Consider the following 21,618-nt stretch of genomic DNA (forward strand, 5'->3'; position numbering starts at 1 on the left):
TCGATTGGCCAGCCGGGCCTGATTGGCGGCAGGGATGACCCATGTTGGATATGCCAATTGCCCTGGTCGGCTTCGGAGAGGCCGGATCGACTTTTGCCGAAGCGGCGGGGTGGCGCGCGCAGGCGCGGGCCTATGATATCGCACCAGAGCGCCGGGGGGTCATGCGAAAGGCGGGCGTATCCGCATGTGCAACACTGGGCGAGACGCTAGCCGACGCGCCCTTGGCGCTTTCGCTGGTTACGGCGGATGCTGCTCTTCAGGTGACAACCGATTCTGCGCCGTTCCTCCGCGAGGATGCGATCTTCTGCGATATGAATTCGGTGGCTCCGGCCACGAAAGCAGCGGCGGAAGCGGTCTGCGTTTCCGCAGGAAAACATTATGTGGATGTGGCGATACTGGCGCCCGTGAGGCCTGCGGCGCTGGATGTTCCGTTGCTGGTTTCGGGGGCGGCGGCCGAGAATGCGGCGGGGCTTCTCAAAACATGCGGGTTCACCAATGTGTCGCTTGCCGGGCGGCAGGTTGGGCGGGCTTCGGCGATCAAGCTGGTTCGCTCGATCATGGTCAAGGGCATTGAGGCGCTGACCGGAGAGATGATGATGGCGGCCGGGCGGCTGGGTGTTACGGACGATGTGCTTGAATCGCTTGACCGTTCCGAACGCGAGGCCGGGTGGAAGCAACGCGCCGCCTATAATATGGGCCGAATGCGCGAGCATGGGCGACGCAGAGCCGCCGAAATGGACGAGGCAATCGCGATGCTCGAAGCCGTCGATATCGATCCGGTCATGACGCGGGCCACCGCGGCCCGGCAGCGCGAGCAGGCCGGCGATGCGAATGGCGGGGACGTGGCCGCATGACGCTGATCATCGATTGCCACGGCCATTATACAACGGCTCCCGCGCCGCACAGCGCATGGCGAGAGGCGCAGGTGGCGGCGTTCGAAGCGGGCGCTGCCCCGCCCGCTTATCCGGCGATATCCGACGATATGATCCGCGAAACCATCGAGGAGAACCAGCTCAAACTGCTTCGGGAGCGGGGCGCCGATATGACGATTTTTTCGCCGCGCGCTTCGGCCATGGCGCCGCATATCGGGGATGAGAGCGTCGCGCGCCCATGGGCCGAGAAGTGCAATAATTTGATCAAGCGGGTCGTAGACCTATACCCCGAAACCTTTGTCGGGGTGTGTATGCTCCCCCAGTCGCCCAAGGCAGACATGGCCGGATCGATAGCCGAGCTTGAACGCTGCGTTACCGAACTCGGCTTTATCGGATGCAACCTCAATCCCGATCCGAGCGGCGGGAAATTCGAGCACCCGCCGCTCACTGATCGCTACTGGTATCCCTTCTACGAGAAGATGTGCGAGCTTGATGTGCCCGCGATGATCCATGTCTCGGGCAGCTGCAACCCGGCCATGCACGCGACCGGCGCATATTATATCGCCGCGGACACCATCGCCTTCATGCAGCTGATCCAGGGCGACCTGTTTGCCGACTTCCCCGATCTCAGGTTCATCATCCCCCATGGCGGCGGCGCTGTTCCCTATCATTGGGGGCGCTATCGCGGTCTCGCCGACATGCTGAAACAACCAGACCTCGCCAGCCATGTGATGAACAATGTGTTTTTTGATACCTGCGTCTATCACCAGCCGGGTGTAGATCTGCTGGCGGAAGTGATCGACACGAAGAATATCCTATTCGGGTCCGAAATGGTCGGCGCGGTGCGGGGGATCGATCCCAAGACAGGCCAGTATTTTGACGACACCAAACGCTATGTCGATGCGCTCGGCCTGACGGAGGAACAGCGGCACGCCATCTATGAAGGCAATGTCCGCCGGGTCTATCCGCGGCTCGACGCCCGGCTGAAAGCGAGGGGGCTGTGACGCGGGACATCCACGCCTATCTCGCCGAACTGGAGGATATTCCCGGCACCCGCGTCTTCACCGCCGAACGGGCGCGTCAGGGCTATCATCTGAACCAGTTCGCGATGAGCCTGATGTCGGAAGAGAGCCGGGTCCGGTTCACGCGGGACGAGCGCGCCTATCTCGACGCATGGCCGATGAGCGAGGCGCAGAAACAGGCGGTGCTCGATCGGGATTATAATCGCTGTCTCGATCTTGGCGGTAACATCTACTTCCTGTCCAAGCTCTTTGCGACCGACGGGATATCCTTTGCCGAAGCGGTCAGCACGATGACCGGAATGGATTTCGACAGTTATCGAAAAATGATGGCGGCGGGCGGCCGCTCGCCCGACGGCCAGCGCTCGATCCGGGAAGGGCGTTAGCCATGGCCCGTATCACCGCCGGTATCGCCTCTAGCCATGTACCGCTGCTTGGCGTCGCATCCGACCAGGGCAAGGACAGGGACGAATATTTCGGCCCGATCTTCGCCGGTTACGACTGGACGCGCACATGGATGGAGGCCGAACGGCCCGACGTGATAATCCTCGTCTACAACGATCATGCTTCGGCCTTCGACATGACGGTGATACCGACCTTCGCGATCGGATGCGGGGAGCGTTACAAGCCCGCCGACGAAGGCTGGGGACCGCGGCCCGTGCCGGATGTGGCCGGGCATCCCGATCTTGCATGGCATATCGCACAGAGCCTGATTCTCGATGAGTTCGACATGACCATCATCAACGAGATGGCCGTCGATCACGGCCTTACCGTGCCGCTGTCGATGATGTTCGGGAAGCCCGAAAAATGGCCCTGCAAGGTCGTGCCGCTGGCGGTCAATGTCGTCACCTATCCGCCGCCTTCGGGCAATCGCTGCTGGGCGCTCGGCGAAGCGATCCGCAAGGCGGTCGAAAGCTTCCCGGAGGATCTCAACGTCCAGATCTGGGGTACCGGCGGCATGAGCCACCAGCTCCAGGGGCCGCGCGCGGGCCTGATCAATGCCGAGTGGGACAACAGCTTCCTCGATCGGCTGGCCGGAGACAGCGACGATCTGCGCCATATTCCGCATATAGACTATCTCAGGGAAGCGGGCTCCGAGGGCATAGAGCTTGTCATGTGGCTGATCATGCGCGGTGCGCTTGGCGCAGCGGCAAAGGCGCTGCATCGCCATTATCATGTGCCGTGCAGCAACACGGCGATCGGCCATATGGTTTTGCGCCCGGACAATGGCGAAGGTTTCGACATGAGCGGCAGCGACCGGCAGCGGTCCGCCACTCCCTGAATTCACTCCATCTCCCGGCGAAGGGAGGACAAGATATGAGGATAAATCCATGAAGATTGCACTCGTCGGCGGCGGCGCATTCGGAGAAAAACATCTGGACGGCCTAGCGAAAATCGACGGCGTCGAGGTGGTTTCGCTGGTCGGTCGCAGGCTTGAACCCACACAGGCGATGGCCGAGAAATATGGCATTGGCCATGCGACGACAGATTTCGACGAGATGCTGGCGCGGGCCGAGATCGATGCCGTCATCCTGTGTACGCCGACCCAGATGCACGCGGCGCAGGCGATCGCCTGCATGGATGCAGGCAAGCATGTCGAGGTTGAGATTCCGCTCGCCGACAGCCTTGCCGATGCCGAAGCCGTACTCGCCAAGAGCCAGGAAACCGGCCGCATTTGCATGGTCGGCCACACGCGGCGCTTCAACCCGTCTCACCAATGGGTGAAAAACAGGATCGATGCGGGCGAAATCGCCATCCAGTCGATGGATGTCGAAACCTTTTTCTTCCGCCGCCAGAATATGAATGCCAAGGGCGAGACGCGCAGCTGGACCGATCACCTGCTCTGGCACCATGCCGCGCATACGGTCGATATCTTCCAATATATGACTGGCGCGGATGTTGCGGAAATGAATATCCTCCAGGGGCCTCTCCATCCGGAACTCGGCATCGCGATGGACATGTCGATCCAGATGAAGAGCGTGAAAGGCCAGATTCTGACGCTTGCGCTCTCATTCAACAATGACGGACCGCTCGGCACCTTCTTCCGCTATATCTGCGACAATGGCACCTATCTTGCGCGCTATGACGATTTGTTCACCGGCAAGGAGGAGCAGATCGACGTCTCGGATGTCGATGTTTCGATGAATGGCATCGAACTGCAGGACCGCGAATTCATTGCCGCGATCCGGGAAGGTCGCGAGCCCAATGCAAGTGTGGCCAGGGTGCTTCCCTGCTACCGCGCACTGGGTGCGCTGGCGGCCCGCGTCGAAGGCGCCTGATTGCAGGCCTTGTCGCACCGCTTTCGCCAGTGCCGAGCGGTTCGGGCTGGCGAGGAGCGATGAGGCCGCTCCCCGCCATTTATGATAGGCTGCCTTTCCGGGGGCGAAAATCCTCTTGATGTAAAAACTTAGTGCTCTAAGTATATGGCTCAGGAGACAATCGTCGATATCGGGAAGGGGAAGTGCGTGTCGGGACCATTAGCCGGCCTTAGGGTGGTCGAACTTGGCCAGTTGATCGCCGGGCCCTTCTGCGCCCAGCTTCTGGGCGATATGGGTGCCGATATCGTCAAGGTCGAACCGCCGGGCGCGGGTGATCCCATGCGCCAATGGGGGCGCGGCGATCCACCGGTCTGGTGGGAGGTTATCGCGCGCAACAAGCGATCGGTTTCGCTCAACCTTCGCGAAGAGGAAGGGCAGGAAATTGCCCGCAAGCTGATTGCCGATGCCGATATCGTGGTGGAAAATTTCCGCCCCGGGACGCTGGAAAGGTGGAATCTGGGGCCAGATCGGCTGATGGAGGAAAATCCCGGGCTCATCGCCGTGCGCATATCGGGCTATGGGCAGGACGGCCCCTATGCGCAGCGCGCGGGCTTCGGCGGGATTGGCGAGGCCATGGGCGGCTGGCGCGGCATTGTCGGCAGCCCGGACGAGCCGCCATCGCGAATGGGCGTGTCGATCGGCGACAGCCTTGCCGGCACGTTCGGGGCGTTGGGCGCGCTGGCCGCGCTGCGCGAGCGGGATGTCAGCGGAAAGGGCCAGATTGTCGATTCCGCGCTGTATGAGGCGGTTCTCCAGATGATGGAGAGCCTGGTGCCGGAATATGACGCTTCCGGATTCATCCGCCAACGGTCCGGCGCCATTCTTCCCGGTATCGCGCCGTCCAACGTCTATCCGTGCCGCGACGGCGATTTCCTGATCGCCGCCAATCATGATGGCGTTTTTGCGCGGCTTGCAAAGGCAATGGGGCGGGAAGACCTTGCCGACGATCCCCGCTTTGCCGACCATGCCGCGCGCGGTGCGCATCAGGCAGAACTCGACGGGATAATCGCCGCATGGACGAGCACCAAGACGCTCGAAGATCTTGAACAATTGATGGTGGACAATGCCGTGCCGTCCGGCCGCGTCTACACCGCCGAAGACATGATGGAAGATGCGCATTTCAAGGCCCGCAAAGCCATTGTGTCCGTGATGACCGAGAAACATGGTCCGCTGCAGATGCAATCGGTTTTCCCGAAACTCTCCCGCACGCCGGGACGGATTCGCCGGACCGCACCGGTGCAGGCCGGCGCCGACAATGCCGAAATCCTCGGGGCCCTGGGTATCGACGCGGCGCGGCGCGTCGAGCTTGCCGACAGGAACATCATCTGAGCGGCCCCATCGGGATCGGTCTTTCACCGGCTGGCGGCATGGCCGACCGTAGCGTAGCAATGACTAGAAGGAGGCTGGATTGGATAGCGAAATGCCCCGCAAAACTGTCGAGATTGTCGAAGTTGCGCCGCGGGACGGGCTGCAGAACGAGGCGCGCCAGATCCCCACTGCCGAAAAGCTTCGCCTTGTCGAACAGGCGATTGCCATGGGCGCCCGCCGCATCGAGGTAACGAGTTTCGTCAATCCGAAGAAAGTCCCGCAAATGGCGGATGCGGAGGAGCTGATGGGCCTGCTGCCGGTGCGCGACGATGTGACCTATATCGGGTTGGTGCTCAACGGTCGCGGAGCCGAACGGGCGATTGCGGCGGGCGTAGACGAACTGGGTGCCGTTTGCGTCGCCAGCGACGAGTTCGGCATTCGCAACCAGGGGCAGGACCGAGATCAATCGGTGGCGGTCGCGGGCAGTATCGTCCGCCGCGCCAGGGAGGCAGGACTATCGGGCCAGGTGACTATCGCCACCGCCTTTGGCTGTCCGTTCGAAGGGAAAGTGCCTGCGGCAAGGATCGTCGACATGGCGCGCGGGCTTGCCGAAACGTCACCGCGCGAGATCGCGCTCGCGGATACGATCGGAGTCGGCGTTCCCGCCCAGGTTGGGGATTTGGTTGCCGAGATCGCTGAAGCTATCGCCCCGATCCCGGTGCGTATCCATCTCCACAACACGCGCAATACGGGGATAGCCAATGTCTGGGCGGCGGTCGAGGCAGGTGCCTCCACCGTCGATTCTTCACTGGGTGGGCTGGGCGGATGCCCGTTCGCGCCGGGTGCTGCGGGCAATGTGGCGACCGAAGATGTGGTCTATATGCTCGAACAAAGCGGTGTTTCAACGGGCATGGACCTCGATCGGGCGATCGACGCTTCGCGCTGGCTTTCCGGCGTGATGGAGAGAGACCTGCCTGCGATGGTATCGAAAGCGCCGCTGTTTCCCTAGCCGCCGGTTCAGCCGAGTTCCTGCCGCACAATGGCTGCCCCGTCGGCCATCGCCTTCAGCATCGCGAAGGAATCGGCGCGGCTGTGATATTTCATGCCGCAGTCCGGTGCGATTATCAGCCGCTCCGCATCGATATGGGGCAGCGCCTCGCGAATGCGTTCGGCGACCAGCTCCGGCGTTTCGATGGTGGGATCGTTCAGGTCGAGCACGCCGTACATAATCCGCTTGTCGGGCAGTTCGGAGAGGATAGCGGGATCTAGCTTTGGCTGGGCGGCTTCGATCGAGATGATATCGATGCGCGAATCGTTGAGCTCGGCAAGAAAGTCGTAGCCGCCCGGTTTTTCCGCGCCGCCATGCACATGCGCATAGCCGAAACAGATATGGAGCGCCGACAGACCGTCCAGATCCTTGAGCGCCCTGTTGATCGCCGGAATAGCATAGCGCCGCGCTTCTTCGGGCCGCGCCTGAAGATACGGTTCATCGAGCTGGACGATGTCGATGCCGATTTCGAACAGTTCGCGGATTTCCGCGTTCAGCGCATCGGCATAGTCCATCGCCAATGCTTCATTGTCGTCGTAATAATCGTTCTGGGCTTGCTGGGTCAGTGTGAAGGGGCCGGGTAGAGTGAGCTTCACACAACGCTCCGCCCGCTCCTTGAAAAAGGCCGCATCCTGCGCTTCGATCGGGCGGTTGCGGCGGATCGGGCCGGCGACGCGCGGGACGGGATTGGCTGCGCCCGTCCGGTCGATGGCGGTACCTGGATTGTCGATATCGATGCCGTCAAAGGCGTTGGCGAGGCGGTTGGAATAGCTTTCCCGGCGCATTTCGCCGTCGCCGATAATATCGAGCCCCGCATGCTTCTGGTCGCTGATTGCGACAAGGGTGGCCGCTTCCTGCGCATCGGCAAGTTGGGCGGGTTCGATACGCCACAGCTCGTCCGCGCGCACCCGGGGCGGCAGGCGGGCGCCCAGCTTTTCGCGATCGATCAGCCAGTCGGGCTGCGGATAGCTTCCCACGATGGTTGTCGGAAGCAGGGGCAGTCCGGGTAGAGGGGTCACAGGCAAGGCTCCTTATTGCTTAGCAATCTAATTATTGGAGGAGGGGCGCATAGGTCAACCTGTTTCGCGTCATGCTGCGGTAAATTTGGCCGGACGGGCCGCGCCGTTGTGGGTCGGCGGCCCTTGCTATACTTAGTAATCTAATATTAAAAGGGCGACCTATGATTGATCACGATACCATCCGTTTCATGGGCCACATTCCCGAGGCCCAGAGAAGAGCCCGGCCCGACTCCCTCGCGCTCAAGAGCGGGGCGCGGGAATCCAGCTATCGCGAACTGGCCGACCAGGTCGGCATGACCATGGCGGCCCTGGCGCGCGAATCGGTCGAACCCGGGGACCGCATCGCCTGGATCGGCGCCAATGGAACCGAATGGTTCGAGGCGTTTTTTGCGGTCATCGGTTTGCGCGCCTGCTTCATGCCGCTGAACATTCGCCTCAATCCGGCCGAAATCGCCTATATGCTGGAGGATAGCGGCACCCGCTTGCTGTTAGTGGGCCCCGGCGAATCCGCGCTGGCCGATGCGGCGGTTTCGCGGTTGAAAACGCCGCCGCGAATGGTGACCCTGGGGTTTGATCATCCAGAGCATGACAGGCTGGCGCTGACTGGCGATCAGCGTGCCCCCGCCGAATTCCGGGCGGACGACGATATTTTCCAGCTCTATACCAGCGGCACGACCGGGCGGCCCAAAGGCGTCCGGCTGACCAACGGCAATTACGAGGCTTTCCTGCGATACAGCCCTCGGGTGGAAGGGTTCGATTATGAATCCCATGAAACTGTCCTGATCGTCATGCCGCTCTTTCATGTCGCGGGTACCAATGTGTCACTTGCCGGGCTTGCGCATGGGTGCCGGGTCATCGTTGAACCGGCCTTCGATCCCGCCCGTGTCCTCCAATTGATCGAGCAGGAATCCGTGGCGCAGGTTTTCCTGGCCCCGACGCTCATCCGGATGTTGCTGGAAGCGCCCGGGATCGACGGAGCCGACCTGTCGAGCCTGCGAACCGTGGGTTATGGTGCTTCACCGATCCCTGAATCCCTGCTCGCCGCCGCCCAGGCGCGCATGGGCTGTCAGTTCACCCAATATTACGGCATGACCGAATCATCCGGCTCGGGCACCTATCTCGCGCCGCGTGACCATCGCCCGGAGCTGCTGCGCTCCTGCGGCAAAAGCTGGCCTGGCGTTGAGGCGAAGATCATGCGGCCAGACGGCTGCGATGCCGAAGTTGGGGAAGTGGGCGAAATCGTCATCAGCGGCCCGACCGTGTCGCCCGGTTATTGGCGGCGGGACGAGGCGACCGCCGAGACCATCCGGTACGGTTGGTTGCACACGGGCGATGCCGGTTATGCCGACGAGAATGGTTACCTGTTCGTGCATGACCGGATCAAGGATATGGTCGTCAGCGGCGGCGAGAATGTGTATCCGGCGGAGGTCGAGAATGCGATTGCCAGCTGTCCCGGTGTCAGCGATGTCGCCGTCATTGCCGTTCCCTCCGAACGCTGGGGAGAAGAGGTCCGGGCGGTCATAGTCCCGGTAGCCGGTATGACGGTCGAGGCCGATGCCGTTATCGCTTGGGCGAAGGACCGGATCGCCGGGTATAAAGTTCCCAAATCGATAGAGTTTGTCGCGGAGTTGCCGCGCAACGCGTCAGGCAAGGTCTTGCGCCGGGAGCTGCGCGACCGGCATTGGCAGGATATGGACCGGACCGTCGGTTAGATCCCCGACCCGGATCTACATTCTGTCGCGCCAGTCCTCATCCTTGCCGACCATGCCTTCGTAATTGGAAAGCTGTGCGTGCGGTATCCGGTCTTTGCCGGTGCCGATCGCCGGCTCGCCGCGGGCAACGGCGTTGGCGGCCGAGAACATCTGTTTGCGAAATTCGATGATAGCCTTGTCGCTCGAGCCCAGCTTGTCATGGCTGCGATCGGCTATCGCTCCCATGGACTCCCACATCGCCATGTCCTGGATCGGGATGCCGCTGATTCCGGTAAAATCCCCGGCCTTCATGGCCTCGCGATCCTGGCAGTAATTATTCTCTGCATTCCGGAATTTCCGGAATGTCACCGGATCGACGTCGACACCGGGTACGGCTCCGCAGAATTTGCGCCATTCGTCCTGACTGATGCCTTCGGTTTCATGCCAGGCGATCCAGTAAAACATGCAGTTGGTGTCATCTATGGGCACCAGCATCTGGATGAGCTTGTAGCGATTGTTCGGCGGGATCATGACCGTGAACGGTGCGATGAAAAGCGTGGTGCGGACATAGTCCTGCTTGTCGGGCTCCTGCACGGGCTTGCGTATCGCGGCATAGCGGAAACCGTAATCCGTCCGTTCGACGTCGAGCCGCGGCGATTTGTCGGCCGAAGGGCGCAGCCAGTGCTCATCGGTTGCCGTCGAACCGCTGACATTGCCGGCCGTCGGCATGTTCGAAGAGTGTAGGCTGGAGCTGTGCGCGGAATCGATAGCGCCTTCCAGAACCTGCGCCCAGTTGCACGCCGCATGCATCTTGACGATGGCGATCTTGTCGTCGGGCGCCGCCGACCAGGCCGGTGGATCGAAGCTGTCGACCTGTTTGGGGTCGCCCATCCAGACCCAGACAAATCCTGCGGCTTCGTGAACCGGATAGGCCTTTGTTTTCATTGTCGCGCAAATCTTGGCGTCGACCGGTTCCGAAGACATCTCGACGGCGTTTCCGTCTACGTCGAACTTCCATCCGTGATAAAGGCAGCGCAGTCCGCTCTCCTCGTTGCGGCCAAGCGCGAGCGATGCGCGGCGATGCGGGCATTGCTCGTCCAAGATACCGATCCGGCCTTCCGTATCGCGAAACACGACCATGTCTTCGCCCAGCAACCGCACACGCAGCGGCGTGCCGTCACGCTCCACCACCTCTTCGCTCATACAGGCCGGTATCCAGTGTTGGCGCATCAGGGCTCCCATCGGGGCATCGCCCTCGACCCGGCAGAGAATGTCATTTTGTTTGGGTGTCATTTTGGTTTCTTAGCGAGAAATTCGTCCGCCACGGTTCGGCTTCGGTAAAATACTTCTAATACGAAGTAATTTGCAATTCAAGGCATGCGCGGCTAATTCCACCATTGGAAAAGGGGCAAGATGGCGCAGCTACGATTGGGTATTTCCGGCCTGGGACGGGGGGCCATGCTTACGGTTCCCGGCCTGGCTGCCAATGCGCGCATCGAACTGGTTGCGGGCTTCGATCCATCCCGCGAGCCCCGGCTGGGCCTGCGCCGCGCCTATGGCGTGAGAGCGTATGAGAGTTTTGAAGACCTGATCGCCCATCCCGGTCTCGATGCCGTCTATATCGCTTCGCCCCACGGGCATCATGCGTCGCAGGCCATAGCGGCGGCACGCGCCGGCAAGCATGTGCTGGTCGAGAAACCGATGGCGGTGTCGATTGCCGAAGCGCGCGCCATGGCCGACGCGGCGGCGGAGAGCGGAACCTGCCTGATGGTCGGTCCGAGCCATGGTTTTGACGGCCCCGTCTCCCTTGCGGCCGATATCATCGCCTCGGGCAATATCGGCCGGGCCCGGATGATCCAGGCGTTCAACTATACCGATTTCCTGTTGCGGCCCCGCAGGCCCGAGGAACTCGATCGCGAGCGGGGCGGGGGCGTTGTGCTCAGCCAGGCCACCCACCAAATCGATATCGTTCGCCGTCTTGCGGGCAGCAAAGTGCGCAGCATCCGGGCGCAGCTTTTCGACTGGGATACCGAGCGGCCGGCAGACGGCGCCTTTTCCGCCTTTCTCTTTTTCGAGAACGGCGCCACGGCAACGCTCGGCTATTCCGGATACGCCCATTATGACAGCGACGCGTTGCTCGGCTGGATAGGCGAGATGGGTAGGCCCAAAGCGCGCGAAACCCATGCCCGGGCGCGCAGCCGCTTGGCCGGTACCGACGAAGCCGCCCAAAAACAGGCGAGAGGCTTTGCCGGCCCGGCTTCCAATACCGCCGAACCTCCGGTCGCTCATGAGCATTTCGGCTTCGTTCTGGCGAGCTGCGAACAGGCCGATGTCGAACTCACCACAAGCGGCGTGATCCTGCACGGCGATACATCGCGCGAGGAACTGGCCGCGCCCCTGCCCGAGACCCGGCGCACCAATATCGGCGAAGCGTTCGCCGCCTGCGTCCTCGACGGCGAGGCTCCGATATTCGACGGGGCTTGGGGCCTGCACACGCTGGCATGCTGCCACGCGATCTTGCGATCAGGCGATGAGGGCCGCGAGGTCATGCTCGACGAAATAGTGTCCGAGTCCCATTAACCCGAAAAGGCTTTCCATGTCCCTGCTTCCCCTGTCCCTTGCCTGCTGGAATTACGATCGCACCGAAGCGTTGGCCAACGGGTCCGTGCGCCCCGAAGGCATCGATCTCAACTTCCAGGCCCTTGAAGTCGAAGAGACGTTTTTCCGGATGTTGCGCCATCATGAATTCGATGCGGCGGAACTTTCGATGTCGTCCTATTGCGTGACGCTGGCGCGAGACAACCCGCCCTTTGTCGCGATTCCGGTTTTTCCCTCGCGGCTGTTCCGCCACAGCTGCATCTTCGTGTCGGCGCAAAGCGGGATCGAACGACCGGAAGATCTGGTGGGCAAGCGGATCGGCGTGCCCGAATATCAGATGACGGCACCGGTCTGGATCCGCGGAATCCTGCAGGACGAATATGGCGTCGATCCGGCGAGCGTTACCTATTTTACCGGTGGAGAGGAACAGCCTGGACGCGAAGAAAAACTCAAGCTCGACCTGCCCGAGAAATTTCGTCTCGAGCCGATCAGCCCGGACAAAACGCTTTCTCGCATGCTGGCCGATGGCGAGATCGATGCGCTGCACACCGCCCGCACGCCAAGCACCTTCTATTCCGAGCCTGACGCCGTACGGCGCCTCTTTCCCGATTTCGTGCCGGTCGAAAAAGACTATTATACGCGGACCGGCATATTTCCGATCATGCATGTCGTCGCGCTCCGGCGCGAAGTGTATGAGGCCAATCGCTGGATCGCCCGATCCCTCTTCAAGGCTTTTTGCGAAGCACAGCGCCGCTTGTATGACGAGCTACTAATCACCGCATCACTCAAGACGATGCTGCCCTGGCAAATTGCGGCCGTGGAGGAAACTGTCGCGCTGCTCGGCGAGGACTGGTGGCCCTATGGGTTTTCCCGCAATCGCGCGGCGATCGACACCTTCCTGCGCTATCACCACGAACAGGGGCTGTCATCGCGCCGGCTCCAGCCGGAAGAGCTGTTTGCCGAGGAGACGTTCGAGAGTTTCCTGATCTGAGAGGTTGCGGGGCGGGTTATCCGGAAACCGCTTCGACCTGCGCCTCGTCCGCGACAATGGAATGGCCGCCGGCATTGCTGTCATCCTCGATCAGCGCGACGACGCCGGCGGCGAGAGCGGCCGGCGGCATCGCCACATTGTCGTCGAGGATCTTTTGCATCCAGTCGGCGCGTGTGTCGCCGCCGGTCGTGTCGACGATCGGCGTGTCCACCAGCCCCGGCAATATCGCGCAGACCCGCACGCCATGGCTCTCCATCAGCTTGCCGCAGCCTTGGGTGAATTGAAGGACCGCCGCCTTGGTGGCGCTGTACAATATGTCGATAAACCGGTCGTGAAGCGATGAGGTCGACCCGGTGTTCACGACCACGCCGCCCCTGTCTGCCATATGTTTGACGGCAAAGTTCGTGCCGGCGAATACCGCCGATATATTCACCGCGACGATAAGTTCGATCCGGGCGTTCGGCGTATCCGGGAACATATCGGCTCCCGTCACCATACCGGCATTGTTGAACACGATGTCGAGCCCGGTTTCCTCCGCGGCAGCGGCGAAGACCGCCTCCAGCGCACCCAGATCGGCGACATTGCACGGGTGCACCGTCGTGCCGACATTCGCGCCGCACAGGCGGGCGGTTTCCCGGCAGCCTTCGTCGTTGAGGTCGACGAGATGGATATGGGATGCTCCCTTTGCCGCCAAAGCCTCGCAGGTTGCTCTGCCGATACCGCTTGCCGCGCCCGTCACCAGCGCCGCTTTACCCGAAATATCCACTGTCTCTCTCCCGGTTCAGTCTCGCGGCCCGGCAATCACCGCGGGCGGCGGCAGATCGTAATCCTTCAGGCGTTCGCGAATGCGTTTTTTGTCGATCTTGCCAGTCGGCCCGAGCGGGATTTCATCGACAAACACGACTGCATCGGGCATCCACCAGCGCGCAATCTTGCCATCCAGATAATCCAGGAACTCCTGCGCTTCGGCCTTTTCACCGGGTTTGAGCTCGACAAGCAGCACCGGCCGCTCGTCCCATTTGGGATGGGTTACGCCGATAACGGCGGCAAGCTGCGCCTTGGCGTGGCCGACGGCGATATTCTCGATATCGATCGAGCTGATCCACTCGCCGCCCGATTTGATGACATCCTTGGCGCGGTCGGTAATCTGCATGATCCCGTCTTCGGTAAGCGTCGACACGTCGCCGGTATCGAAAAACCCCTCCTCGTCGAGCGCGTCCGTCTCCTCGCCATAATAGTCCGAGGCAATGGCCGGCCCGCGGATCATCAGCCGGCCCGGAGTTTCGCCGTCATGCGGCAGGCGCTGGCCCGCATCGTCGACAATCTTGAGATCGATATTGCACAGCAGCCGCCCCTGTTTGAGCTTGAAGGGCACCTGCGCGTCGAAAGGAAGTTCGGCGATTGAGGGCGTGGGAGAGGCGACGGTCGCGAGCGGCGACGTTTCGGTCATGCCCCAGCCCTGGATAACGTCCACTCCGTAATCGTCGTGAAAGGTGCGGATCAGCGATTCCGGGCAGGCCGCGCCGCCGACGGTGACGCGCTTTAGGGTGGTGAAACCGGCGCCGGCCTCTTTCATGTGATCGAGAAGCATCTGCCAGACCGTCGGTACTGCGGCTGAATAGGTGACGCCCTCGCTTTCGATCAGTTCGTGGATCGAGGCGCCGTCCATATGCTGGCCCGGAAGGACGAGCTTCGCGCCGACCATCGGCGCCGAATAGACAACGCCCCAGGCATTGGCGTGGTACATGGGAACGACCAGCAGCACCGTATCGCGCTTCGACAGGTTCAGCGCGTCCGGCTGCAGCGTCATCAGCGCGTGCAGATAGTTGGACCGGTGGCCATAGAGCACCCCTTTCGGGTTGCCGGTCGTGCCGCTCGTATAGCAAAGCCCGGCCGCTTCCTCTTCGGAAAAACCGCCCCATGGGCATGTTTCCGATTGATCCGCAATCCAGCTTTCGTAGGGCCGCGCGGCGAAGCTCGTCTCTGGCATGCCGGCTTCATCGGTGAGGAATATGACCGTCTCGACGGTCGGGCATTGCGGCAGGATTTCTTCGAGCAGGTCCACGCAGGCGGCATCGGCGATGATCATCCGGTCTGCGGCATGATTGATGATATAGACGATCTGTTCGGGAAAGAGCCGCGGGTTCAGCGTGTGGTGGATCGCGCCGATGCCGAGGGTGCCGTAACATATCTCGAAATGCCGCGAGCCATTCCACGCCATGGTGGCGACCCGGTCGCCAACGCCGATCCCGGCTTCAAGCAGCGCATTGGAAAATTGCTTCGCGCGGCGGTGCAGGGCGGCATAGGTGGAGCGCACGATTTGGCCGTCGTTCAGCCGCGAGACGATCTCTCGGCCGCCATGCCATTTCGCGGCATGGTCGAACAGCTTGTCGAGCGTCAGTGCATAATCCTGCATGAGCGCTTTCATGGCGATGTTCCCTTGCTGTGGTTCAATCGTCCCATGCCTTGCCGGCCCAATCGGCGGTCAGTTCGCCGCCCTCGGGTGCGGGCACTTCGGCGATCCGTTCCGGGACATTGTCGAATTCCAGCTTGAGCGCGCGGCATATGGTGGCGTGATTGACATAGCCGACGACATGGTAGGTGAATTCGAGAATATCCTCGTCGCTGAGGATCTTTTTCAGCGCTGCGAACAGGCCGTCCGACACGCGCCCGCGCTCCAGGACAAGGCAATCGACATAGCCGAGGAGAACGCGCTCGTCCGGGCTGTAGGCGTCGGATGCCGGCCATTCGGCAATCGCCGCAATCTTCTCTTCGGCTAGTCCGTTGCGCCGCGCCGCCTTGCAATGCTGGGAGAAGACGAACTGGCTTCCTGCCGTATAGCCGGCGCGCAGAATGCCGAGTTCGCGAACATCCCCGGCCAGTGTGCTGACGGCGGTGTCGGAGAACATGCCGAACATGCCGAAATGGGATGTCGCATGTTTGAAGATTGCCGGCACCAGCGCATAGGTCGTCCACCAGTCGCCCGGGGTTCCGGTCGCCGTACCCGGTTCGGCAACCGGGTCGCGATCGCCGAACAGCAGGTCATAATAAGGCAGAACGCTCTCATCCGCTTCGGCGCGTGAGACCTGTTTCAGACGTGGCATGAGGGTGTTTCCTTCGTTTGTGGTGGGCGATCAAATTCTCTCGGCGATCCAGCCGGCCATCAGATCGGCGACGGTGTCGCGCTCTTCGACGCTGTCTTCGAAATAATGCTGACCTTTCACGAACTCGAGGCCCTTGTCCGCGGAACCGATGGCATCGTGAAGGGCATGCGCATCGCTCGGGAACACACCGGCGTCGCCAAGGCTCTGGACGACCAGCGCCGGCATTGTGAATTTGGCGAGCTGCTCACCGCCCTGGCATTTCGAGGTTTCCAGGCTCCACATCGAGAGCCAGGTCTTCAGCATGTTGGCCCGGCCGATGCTCGGACTCTTATTGGCCGGTTCCGGATGACCGCGATAGCAATGCTGGGGTTTGCGTTCGGACGGATCGATCGCCGGATCCATGAATCTGAGATCGCCCCACACGCGAAACAGCGGAAACAGCCGGTCCGGAATGCCCGCAGCGTTGAGCCGCTCCAGCTCTGCTTTCGCCCAGTCCGTGATCCGCTGGTTGCGGGCGCGCTGGGCGGCCCGGTAGCGCGTGATGAATTCGTCGGAATAGGGTGGGCCATTGTCGGGATTGAACGGATTGAGCGATTCGTCGGTCAGCGTCGGATCATTCTCATCCACGACGGACCCATCCATCCAGTTGGTCAGCACTTCCGGCCTGCCCTGATGGGCATTGAGCGCAATATAGAGATCCGCTGCGGGAAGGGCGGCCAGCCTGTCGACGCCGGACCCTGAAAAATCGGCTGCGAGGGAGGGAGCGAGCGCTTCCGCCTGATAGGCCCCCATCAGCGATCCGCCGCCGGAATTGCCCAGGGTCACGATTTTCTCGACGCCGTGGTCGCGCAGCCATTGCATGCCGACCGAGATGTCGATCAGCGCATGTTCGAGCAGAAACAGGTCTTCAAAACCCCGGAACCGGGTGTTCCAGCCCAGAAACCCATATCCCCGGGCCGCGAAATAGGGGGCAATATAATGTTCGGTGAAGTCGACATTATAATGGGTTGCGATAACCGCGACTTTGGGCGCGGGATTGCCTTTCGGCGTCCAGTACAGCCCCTGGCAGGGATGTCCGCCCGCTTGGATGCGCGGAGCGGTCGGCGATGCCATGCCGACAAACCGCCGGTCCACTTTTTCAACAATATGTGCTTCGTCCAGCATTAAAATCGTTCCCCAGATTAGGTGGTTGGTTCAACCGAAAACGTCGAGAATGTCGATCACCGGCGGTACCGACAATTCGGTGGCAAAAAGCTCTTTCAACGGAGCGAAATGCGCGGTCGCACTATGGGCTGCAAGCGCGGCTTTGTCCTCATAGACTTCAAAAACCTTGAAGACGTTGGGTTCCCCCGCGACGCGCGTTGGCTGGTAATAATGGCAATCCGGTTCGGCATCCGAACGGACGGCCGGTGCGGCAGCGGCCAGCGCATCTTCAACCTTCTGCGCGCTGCCCTCCTTTGCGGTAAGAGTCGCGATTATGGCTATCATGAAATCCCTCCTGATTCGGGCGTTTCGGTACGCCGTTTTTCAAACTCCCTAGAATACTAATTAATTTCCTTCAAGGCTGGGAGGGCTCATCGGGTCGACAATAGTTAGAATACTAAGTAGAGGGTTGCTATGGTGGACGAAAATCGCATCACACGCTGTTTGATCGAACAGGGGCTGGCCGCCGAAGGCGAAGCAGTGACGTTCGAACCTTGCGGGGGCGGGGTCTCCTGCGACGTCTTCAAGGTAGCGCTGAAGGGCGGCGCTGTCTGCGTAAAACAGGCACTTCCGCAATTGCGCGTAGCGGCGGACTGGCGGGTTTCTCCAGATCGCTCGCATGTCGAGGCGATGTGGCTTCGCGAGGCCGGGCGGTTGGGCGTTCCCGCTCCCACAGTATTGTTCGAGGAGCCGGAGAATCACTTTTTTGTCATGACGTTTTTTCCAGAGGAAACGCATCATGTTTGGAAAGCGCGGTTGGCGCAGGGGCATGCCGACCCGGATTTCGCCGCTGCGGTAGGCAAGGTGCTGGCGCTGATGCACAACGGGACCGCCAATTCCCGGGAAATCGCGACAGATTTCGACAATGGCGCGCTGTTCGAGGCGCTGCGTATCGATCCCTTCATTCTCCATTGTGCGCGTCGACATCCCGACCATGCGGACCGGCTTGTGACGCTTGCCGAGCGAACCCGCGGCGAAAGGCGGGCGTTAGTCCATGGCGATTTCAGCCCGAAGAATATTCTTTGCGGTCCTGAGGGGCCTGTAATTCTCGACGCCGAATGTGCGACCTATGGCGATCCGGCGTTCGATCTGGCTTTTTGCGCCACCCATCTGCTGCTCAAATCGCTGTGGCAGTTTCAGGCTTTCGACGCCTTGACCATGGACGCAGCAGTCTTTGTGAGCAGCTATCTGGAGGCACGGGCAGATGTAGATGTCGCGACCGCCGAAGCCACGGCCCGACACGCCGTCGATCTGATGGCCGCCCTGATGCTCGCCCGGGTCGATGGAAAATCACCGGTCGAATATCTTGATCAGGCCGCGCAGGCAAAGGCGCGGCGGACCGCGCTTGCATGGCTTGGCACTCCACCGGAATCGCCGGACGCGCTGATCGCTGACTGGAAACAAAGAAAGGACGAGGAATGAAGACAGGAATTGCATCGGTATTTGCGCGACAGATCTGGGATTCGCGTGGATGCCCGACGGTCGAGGCGGAGGTCACTCTCGCCAGCGGCGCTTCGGGCCGGGCTGCAGCTCCGGCCGGTGCTTCGCGCGGCGAATATGAAGCGATCGATCTGCGGGATGGTGGGATTGCTTTTGGAGGAAAGGGCGTCGGACGCGCCGTGGATGCCGTCAACGGTCCGATTGCCAAAGCGCTACAGGCTGTAGATGCGCGCGACCAGGCTCTTGTCGATTCCCGCATGATCGAAGGCGATGGCACATCCAACAAGTCCGTATTTGGTGGTAACGCGACGGTCGCCGTGTCGATGGCGGTTGCGCACGCCGTGGCGGATGCTGAAGGTTTACCACTATGGCGTCTGCTAGCGGGTGATCGGCATGTCCGCATTCCGCTTCCCGAGATTCAGATTTTCGGAGGCGGCGCGCATGCCGGGCGGCGCACGGACGTTCAGGATTTCATGATCATGGCCCCCCAGGCCGGCTCGATCCGCCGCGCGCTGGAAATCACCGGCAATGTCTATCACGCCGCCGGTGCAGCGATGGAGGATGCGGGCCTGCTTGCCGGTACCGCCGATGAAGGCGGCTGGTGGCCCAATTTCGATTCCAATGAAGCAGCATTGTCGATGCTGGTATCGGCCATCGAGCGCGCGGGCTACCGGCCGGGCGAAGATGTGTTCATTTCGCTCGACATCGCCGCCAACGAACTGCGCAGCGGCACAGGCTATCAATTGAACCTGGATGGAGAAAAACTGTCCAGCGATGAGATTGTCGACCGCGTTGTGCGCTGGTCCGAAGACTATCCGATCCTGTCGGTCGAAGATCCCGTTGGTCAGGATGATACGGCTGGCATGGCGAATATCACTGCGCGGATCGGCGAGACGGTCCAGATAATCGGCGATGATTTTCTGGTCACCGATGCCGGTCGGGTCGCGAAGGCGGCCGAGGCGGCGGCCGGCAATGCGGTGTTGGTGAAGGTCAATCAGGCGGGCACGCTGACCGAAGCCAGGGCGGCGCTGGAGACGGCACGGGAGCTCGGCTGGGCAACCATAGTTTCGGCACGCTCGGGAGAAACCGAGGACGTTACCATCGCCCATCTTGCGACCGGCTGGAACGCGGGTCAGATCAAGGTAGGGTCTTTCGCCCGATCCGAAAGAATGGCCAAATGGAATGAGCTGCTGAGGATCGAAGAGGCGTTGGGCTCTAATGCGGAATTCGCCGGTGCCGGCGGCCTGCCCCGGCGCGTAGGAAAGGAGAAGGCATGGTGAAACTCCTGCTGCATTATCGGGCCAGTGCCGGATTTCGAGCGATGCTGGAGGAGGCTGCGCCCACGGGAATCGAACTCGTCGTCGTCGGCGAAGCGGATACGGAATTGCTGGCCCGCGAGCTTCCCGACACCGATGTCCTGTTGCACGTGCTGGAACCGGTAACGGCCGCGATGATAGCCAGCGGACCAAGGCTCAAATTGATCCAGAAAATCGGCGTAGGTGTAAACACGATAGATCTCGATACAGCGGACGCTGCCGGAATCGCGGTTGCCAACATGCCGGGTACGAACAGCCGGGCTGTCGCCGAGATGGCGCTGACTCTGATGCTCGCCGTGCTGCGCCGGGTGACCTATCTCGATCCGCTGACACGGTCGGGAAGGGGCTGGGAGCCGGATCTCGCGCTTATGGACGGGGTTGGCGAGATAGCCGGGCGCACCATAGGTCTTGTCGGTTTTGGCGCAGTTCCAAGGCTTTTGGCGCCTATTCTTGACGCAATGGGTGCGGATATACTCTTCACTGCCCGGTCGCCGCAAAAAAGCGAACATGCGAGCCAGGTCGATCTCGATACTTTGCTGGAGCGTTCCGATATCGTCTCGCTCCATGTGCCGCTGACGGATGAAACCACACAGATGATCGATGGCGGCGCTATTGAGAAAATGAAACCGGGCGCTATCATCATCAACACGGCGCGCGGCCCCTTGATCGATGAGGAAGCCCTGGTCAACGCCTTGGAATCCGGCCGGCTGCGCGGTGCGGGCCTGGATGTTTTCGGCGAAGAGCCGGTCGATCCGCAACACCGAATGCTCGCTTTACCCAATATTGTCGTCATGCCGCACATGGCCTGGCTGACGCCCGAGACGCTCAGGCGAAGTCTTGTCATGGCCTTCGAAAACAGCAGGCGCATTGCCGCGGGCGAGGAACTTCTGCACCGTGTCGGTTGAACCGCCCTGTTCCGTCTGTCCTCTGGTGCTTGTTGCCGGGCAGTTGATGACCCGGCAGCTATGGGACCCGATCGTGCGGCTATTGCCGCCCGGCACCGATGTCAGATTTGCGGATGTTTCGCAGGACGATAGCATCGGGGGAATGGCCGGACGATTGCTCCGGTCCATGCCCGCACGGTTCGATCTGGTCGGCTTTGCGATGGGCGGCTTTGTCGCCTTCGAAGTTCTGCGCCGCGCGCCCGAGCGTGTCCGGTCGGTCATTCTCATAAGCACCCTGGCCGAAGCCGATACAGACGTGCAGCGCGAACGGCGCAGCGGTTATTCGACGATGGTGAAGGCGGGAAATTTCGATGCCGTTGTCGAACAGCGCCTCCCGATCCTGCTTGGCCGACGCGCGCAGCGTGACGATGCAACGGTCGCCACGATACGAGCGATGGCCCGGGCTACCGGCGCGGCGACTTTCTTGCGGCAGCAAATGGCGATCCTGAACCGGGTCGACAGCACATCATCCCTTTCGGCCTTCCGCTGCCCGGCGCTTGTTCTGCGCGGCGAGTCCGATGCCATCACCTCCGCGGATCACCAGAATGTCATGGCATCGGCCATTGCCGGCGCAACCAGTCTCAGCATTGCCGATTGCGGGCATGTGATACCATTGGAAGCCCCGGGCTATGTCGCACAATCGATAGTCGATTGGCTGGGCGACCGAGAACAGGACGGAGTTGCCGGGCATTGATTCTGAAAGGTTCGAGCATGAAGCACATATCCGGATGAAAAGGCTGGCGGTAT

General features: G+C 61.4%; 21 protein-coding genes. 14 read left to right on the plus strand and 7 right to left on the minus strand.

Annotated elements, in window-relative coordinates; genetic code table 11:
* Positions 1 to 41 precede the first annotated feature (41 nt).
* The 7 genes from DFR46_RS11810 to DFR46_RS11840 all read left to right on the plus strand — a co-directional run bounded on the left by DFR46_RS11810 (position 42) and on the right by DFR46_RS11840 (position 6,526).
* Positions 42 to 854: a DUF1932 domain-containing protein gene (locus DFR46_RS11810; protein ID WP_245953839.1), complete on the plus strand. Its 813-nt coding sequence runs from the start codon at positions 42 to 44 to the stop codon at positions 852 to 854.
* Positions 851 to 1,876 (plus strand): amidohydrolase family protein, encoded by a 1,026-nt coding sequence (locus DFR46_RS11815; protein ID WP_116236618.1) that lies wholly within the window; start codon positions 851 to 853, stop codon positions 1,874 to 1,876. The genes DFR46_RS11810 and DFR46_RS11815 overlap by 4 nt, the downstream gene beginning before the upstream one ends.
* On the plus strand, positions 1,873 to 2,277 hold the full coding sequence (gene ligA / locus DFR46_RS11820) for a protocatechuate 4,5-dioxygenase subunit alpha (protein ID WP_116236619.1): 405 nt from the start codon (positions 1,873 to 1,875) through the stop codon (positions 2,275 to 2,277). The genes DFR46_RS11815 and ligA overlap by 4 nt, the downstream gene beginning before the upstream one ends.
* 2 nt (positions 2,278 to 2,279) lie before the next feature.
* Complete coding sequence (locus DFR46_RS11825) at positions 2,280 to 3,173, plus strand: class III extradiol dioxygenase subunit beta (protein ID WP_116236620.1); 894 nt, start codon at positions 2,280 to 2,282, stop codon at positions 3,171 to 3,173.
* 49 nt (positions 3,174 to 3,222) lie between these two features.
* A complete protein-coding gene (locus DFR46_RS11830) occupies positions 3,223 to 4,170 on the plus strand; it encodes a Gfo/Idh/MocA family oxidoreductase (RefSeq protein ID WP_116236621.1) in 948 nt (315 codons plus the stop codon).
* A gap of 144 nt (positions 4,171 to 4,314) precedes the next feature.
* Positions 4,315 to 5,538, plus strand: a complete 1,224-nt coding sequence (locus tag DFR46_RS11835) for a CaiB/BaiF CoA transferase family protein (RefSeq protein WP_116236622.1) — start codon at positions 4,315 to 4,317, stop codon at positions 5,536 to 5,538.
* A gap of 91 nt (positions 5,539 to 5,629) precedes the next feature.
* A complete protein-coding gene (locus tag DFR46_RS11840) occupies positions 5,630 to 6,526 on the plus strand; it encodes a hydroxymethylglutaryl-CoA lyase (RefSeq protein ID WP_116236623.1) in 897 nt (298 codons plus the stop codon).
* An 8-nt stretch (positions 6,527 to 6,534) separates the two neighbouring features.
* Here DFR46_RS11840 and DFR46_RS11845 read toward each other — a convergent pair whose 3' ends face one another.
* Positions 6,535 to 7,584, minus strand: coding sequence for a 5-methyltetrahydropteroyltriglutamate--homocysteine methyltransferase (locus DFR46_RS11845; protein WP_245953841.1), 1,050 nt, complete (start codon positions 7,582 to 7,584; stop codon positions 6,535 to 6,537).
* A 161-nt stretch (positions 7,585 to 7,745) separates the two neighbouring features.
* On the opposite strand from DFR46_RS11845, the gene DFR46_RS11850 reads away from it, so the two are divergent.
* A complete protein-coding gene (locus tag DFR46_RS11850) occupies positions 7,746 to 9,296 on the plus strand; it encodes a class I adenylate-forming enzyme family protein (RefSeq protein WP_116236625.1) in 1,551 nt (516 codons plus the stop codon).
* Between the two features lie 15 nt (positions 9,297 to 9,311).
* Here DFR46_RS11850 and DFR46_RS11855 read toward each other — a convergent pair whose 3' ends face one another.
* Complete coding sequence (locus DFR46_RS11855; RefSeq protein ID WP_116236626.1) at positions 9,312 to 10,568, minus strand: Rieske 2Fe-2S domain-containing protein; 1,257 nt, start codon at positions 10,566 to 10,568, stop codon at positions 9,312 to 9,314.
* A gap of 120 nt (positions 10,569 to 10,688) precedes the next feature.
* On the opposite strand from DFR46_RS11855, the gene DFR46_RS11860 reads away from it, so the two are divergent.
* Complete coding sequence (locus DFR46_RS11860; protein ID WP_116236627.1) at positions 10,689 to 11,855, plus strand: Gfo/Idh/MocA family protein; 1,167 nt, start codon at positions 10,689 to 10,691, stop codon at positions 11,853 to 11,855.
* Between the two features lie 16 nt (positions 11,856 to 11,871).
* On the plus strand, positions 11,872 to 12,864 hold the full coding sequence (locus DFR46_RS11865; RefSeq protein ID WP_116236628.1) for an ABC transporter substrate-binding protein: 993 nt from the start codon (positions 11,872 to 11,874) through the stop codon (positions 12,862 to 12,864).
* A gap of 16 nt (positions 12,865 to 12,880) precedes the next feature.
* Here the strand turns inward: DFR46_RS11865 and DFR46_RS11870 are convergent, their stop codons facing one another.
* Genes DFR46_RS11870 through DFR46_RS11890 form a run of 5 tightly spaced genes read right to left on the minus strand, consistent with a single transcriptional unit; the run spans position 12,881 to position 17,456 of the window.
* The gene (locus DFR46_RS11870) at positions 12,881 to 13,630 is read right to left on the minus strand and encodes an SDR family NAD(P)-dependent oxidoreductase (RefSeq protein WP_116236629.1); all 750 of its coding nucleotides are present in this window, start codon (positions 13,628 to 13,630) and stop codon (positions 12,881 to 12,883) included.
* Positions 13,631 to 13,645: 15 nt separating this feature from the next.
* Complete coding sequence (locus DFR46_RS11875; protein ID WP_116236630.1) at positions 13,646 to 15,292, minus strand: long-chain-fatty-acid--CoA ligase; 1,647 nt, start codon at positions 15,290 to 15,292, stop codon at positions 13,646 to 13,648.
* A gap of 22 nt (positions 15,293 to 15,314) precedes the next feature.
* Positions 15,315 to 15,968 carry a carboxymuconolactone decarboxylase family protein gene (locus tag DFR46_RS11880; RefSeq protein ID WP_116236631.1) on the minus strand — a complete coding sequence of 218 codons (654 nt, stop codon included), beginning with the start codon at positions 15,966 to 15,968 and terminating at the stop codon, positions 15,315 to 15,317.
* A gap of 30 nt (positions 15,969 to 15,998) precedes the next feature.
* Positions 15,999 to 17,132, minus strand: coding sequence for an alpha/beta hydrolase (locus DFR46_RS11885; protein ID WP_116236632.1), 1,134 nt, complete (start codon positions 17,130 to 17,132; stop codon positions 15,999 to 16,001).
* A 30-nt stretch (positions 17,133 to 17,162) separates the two neighbouring features.
* Positions 17,163 to 17,456 (minus strand): putative quinol monooxygenase, encoded by a 294-nt coding sequence (locus DFR46_RS11890; protein ID WP_116236633.1) that lies wholly within the window; start codon positions 17,454 to 17,456, stop codon positions 17,163 to 17,165.
* Between the two features lie 129 nt (positions 17,457 to 17,585).
* Between DFR46_RS11890 and DFR46_RS11895 the strand changes: the two genes are divergently transcribed.
* From DFR46_RS11895 to DFR46_RS11910, 4 genes are read left to right on the plus strand one after another with little or no spacing between them, the layout of a single operon-like run.
* Positions 17,586 to 18,593 carry a phosphotransferase family protein gene (locus tag DFR46_RS11895; protein ID WP_116236634.1) on the plus strand — a complete coding sequence of 336 codons (1,008 nt, stop codon included), beginning with the start codon at positions 17,586 to 17,588 and terminating at the stop codon, positions 18,591 to 18,593.
* Entirely contained in the window at positions 18,590 to 19,891 is a 1,302-nt protein-coding gene (gene eno, locus DFR46_RS11900) for a phosphopyruvate hydratase (protein ID WP_116236635.1), read from the plus strand. The genes DFR46_RS11895 and eno overlap by 4 nt, the downstream gene beginning before the upstream one ends.
* Positions 19,885 to 20,832 (plus strand): NAD(P)-dependent oxidoreductase, encoded by a 948-nt coding sequence (locus tag DFR46_RS11905; protein ID WP_116236636.1) that lies wholly within the window; start codon positions 19,885 to 19,887, stop codon positions 20,830 to 20,832. Before eno ends, DFR46_RS11905 begins: the two co-directional genes overlap by 7 nt.
* Positions 20,822 to 21,565 carry an alpha/beta fold hydrolase gene (locus DFR46_RS11910; RefSeq protein WP_116236637.1) on the plus strand — a complete coding sequence of 248 codons (744 nt, stop codon included), beginning with the start codon at positions 20,822 to 20,824 and terminating at the stop codon, positions 21,563 to 21,565. Before DFR46_RS11905 ends, DFR46_RS11910 begins: the two co-directional genes overlap by 11 nt.
* The last annotated feature ends 53 nt before the right edge of the window (positions 21,566 to 21,618 follow it).

The organism is Parasphingopyxis lamellibrachiae (genome assembly GCF_003385775.1).
Classification (GTDB): Bacteria; Pseudomonadota; Alphaproteobacteria; order Sphingomonadales; family Sphingomonadaceae; genus Parasphingopyxis; species Parasphingopyxis lamellibrachiae.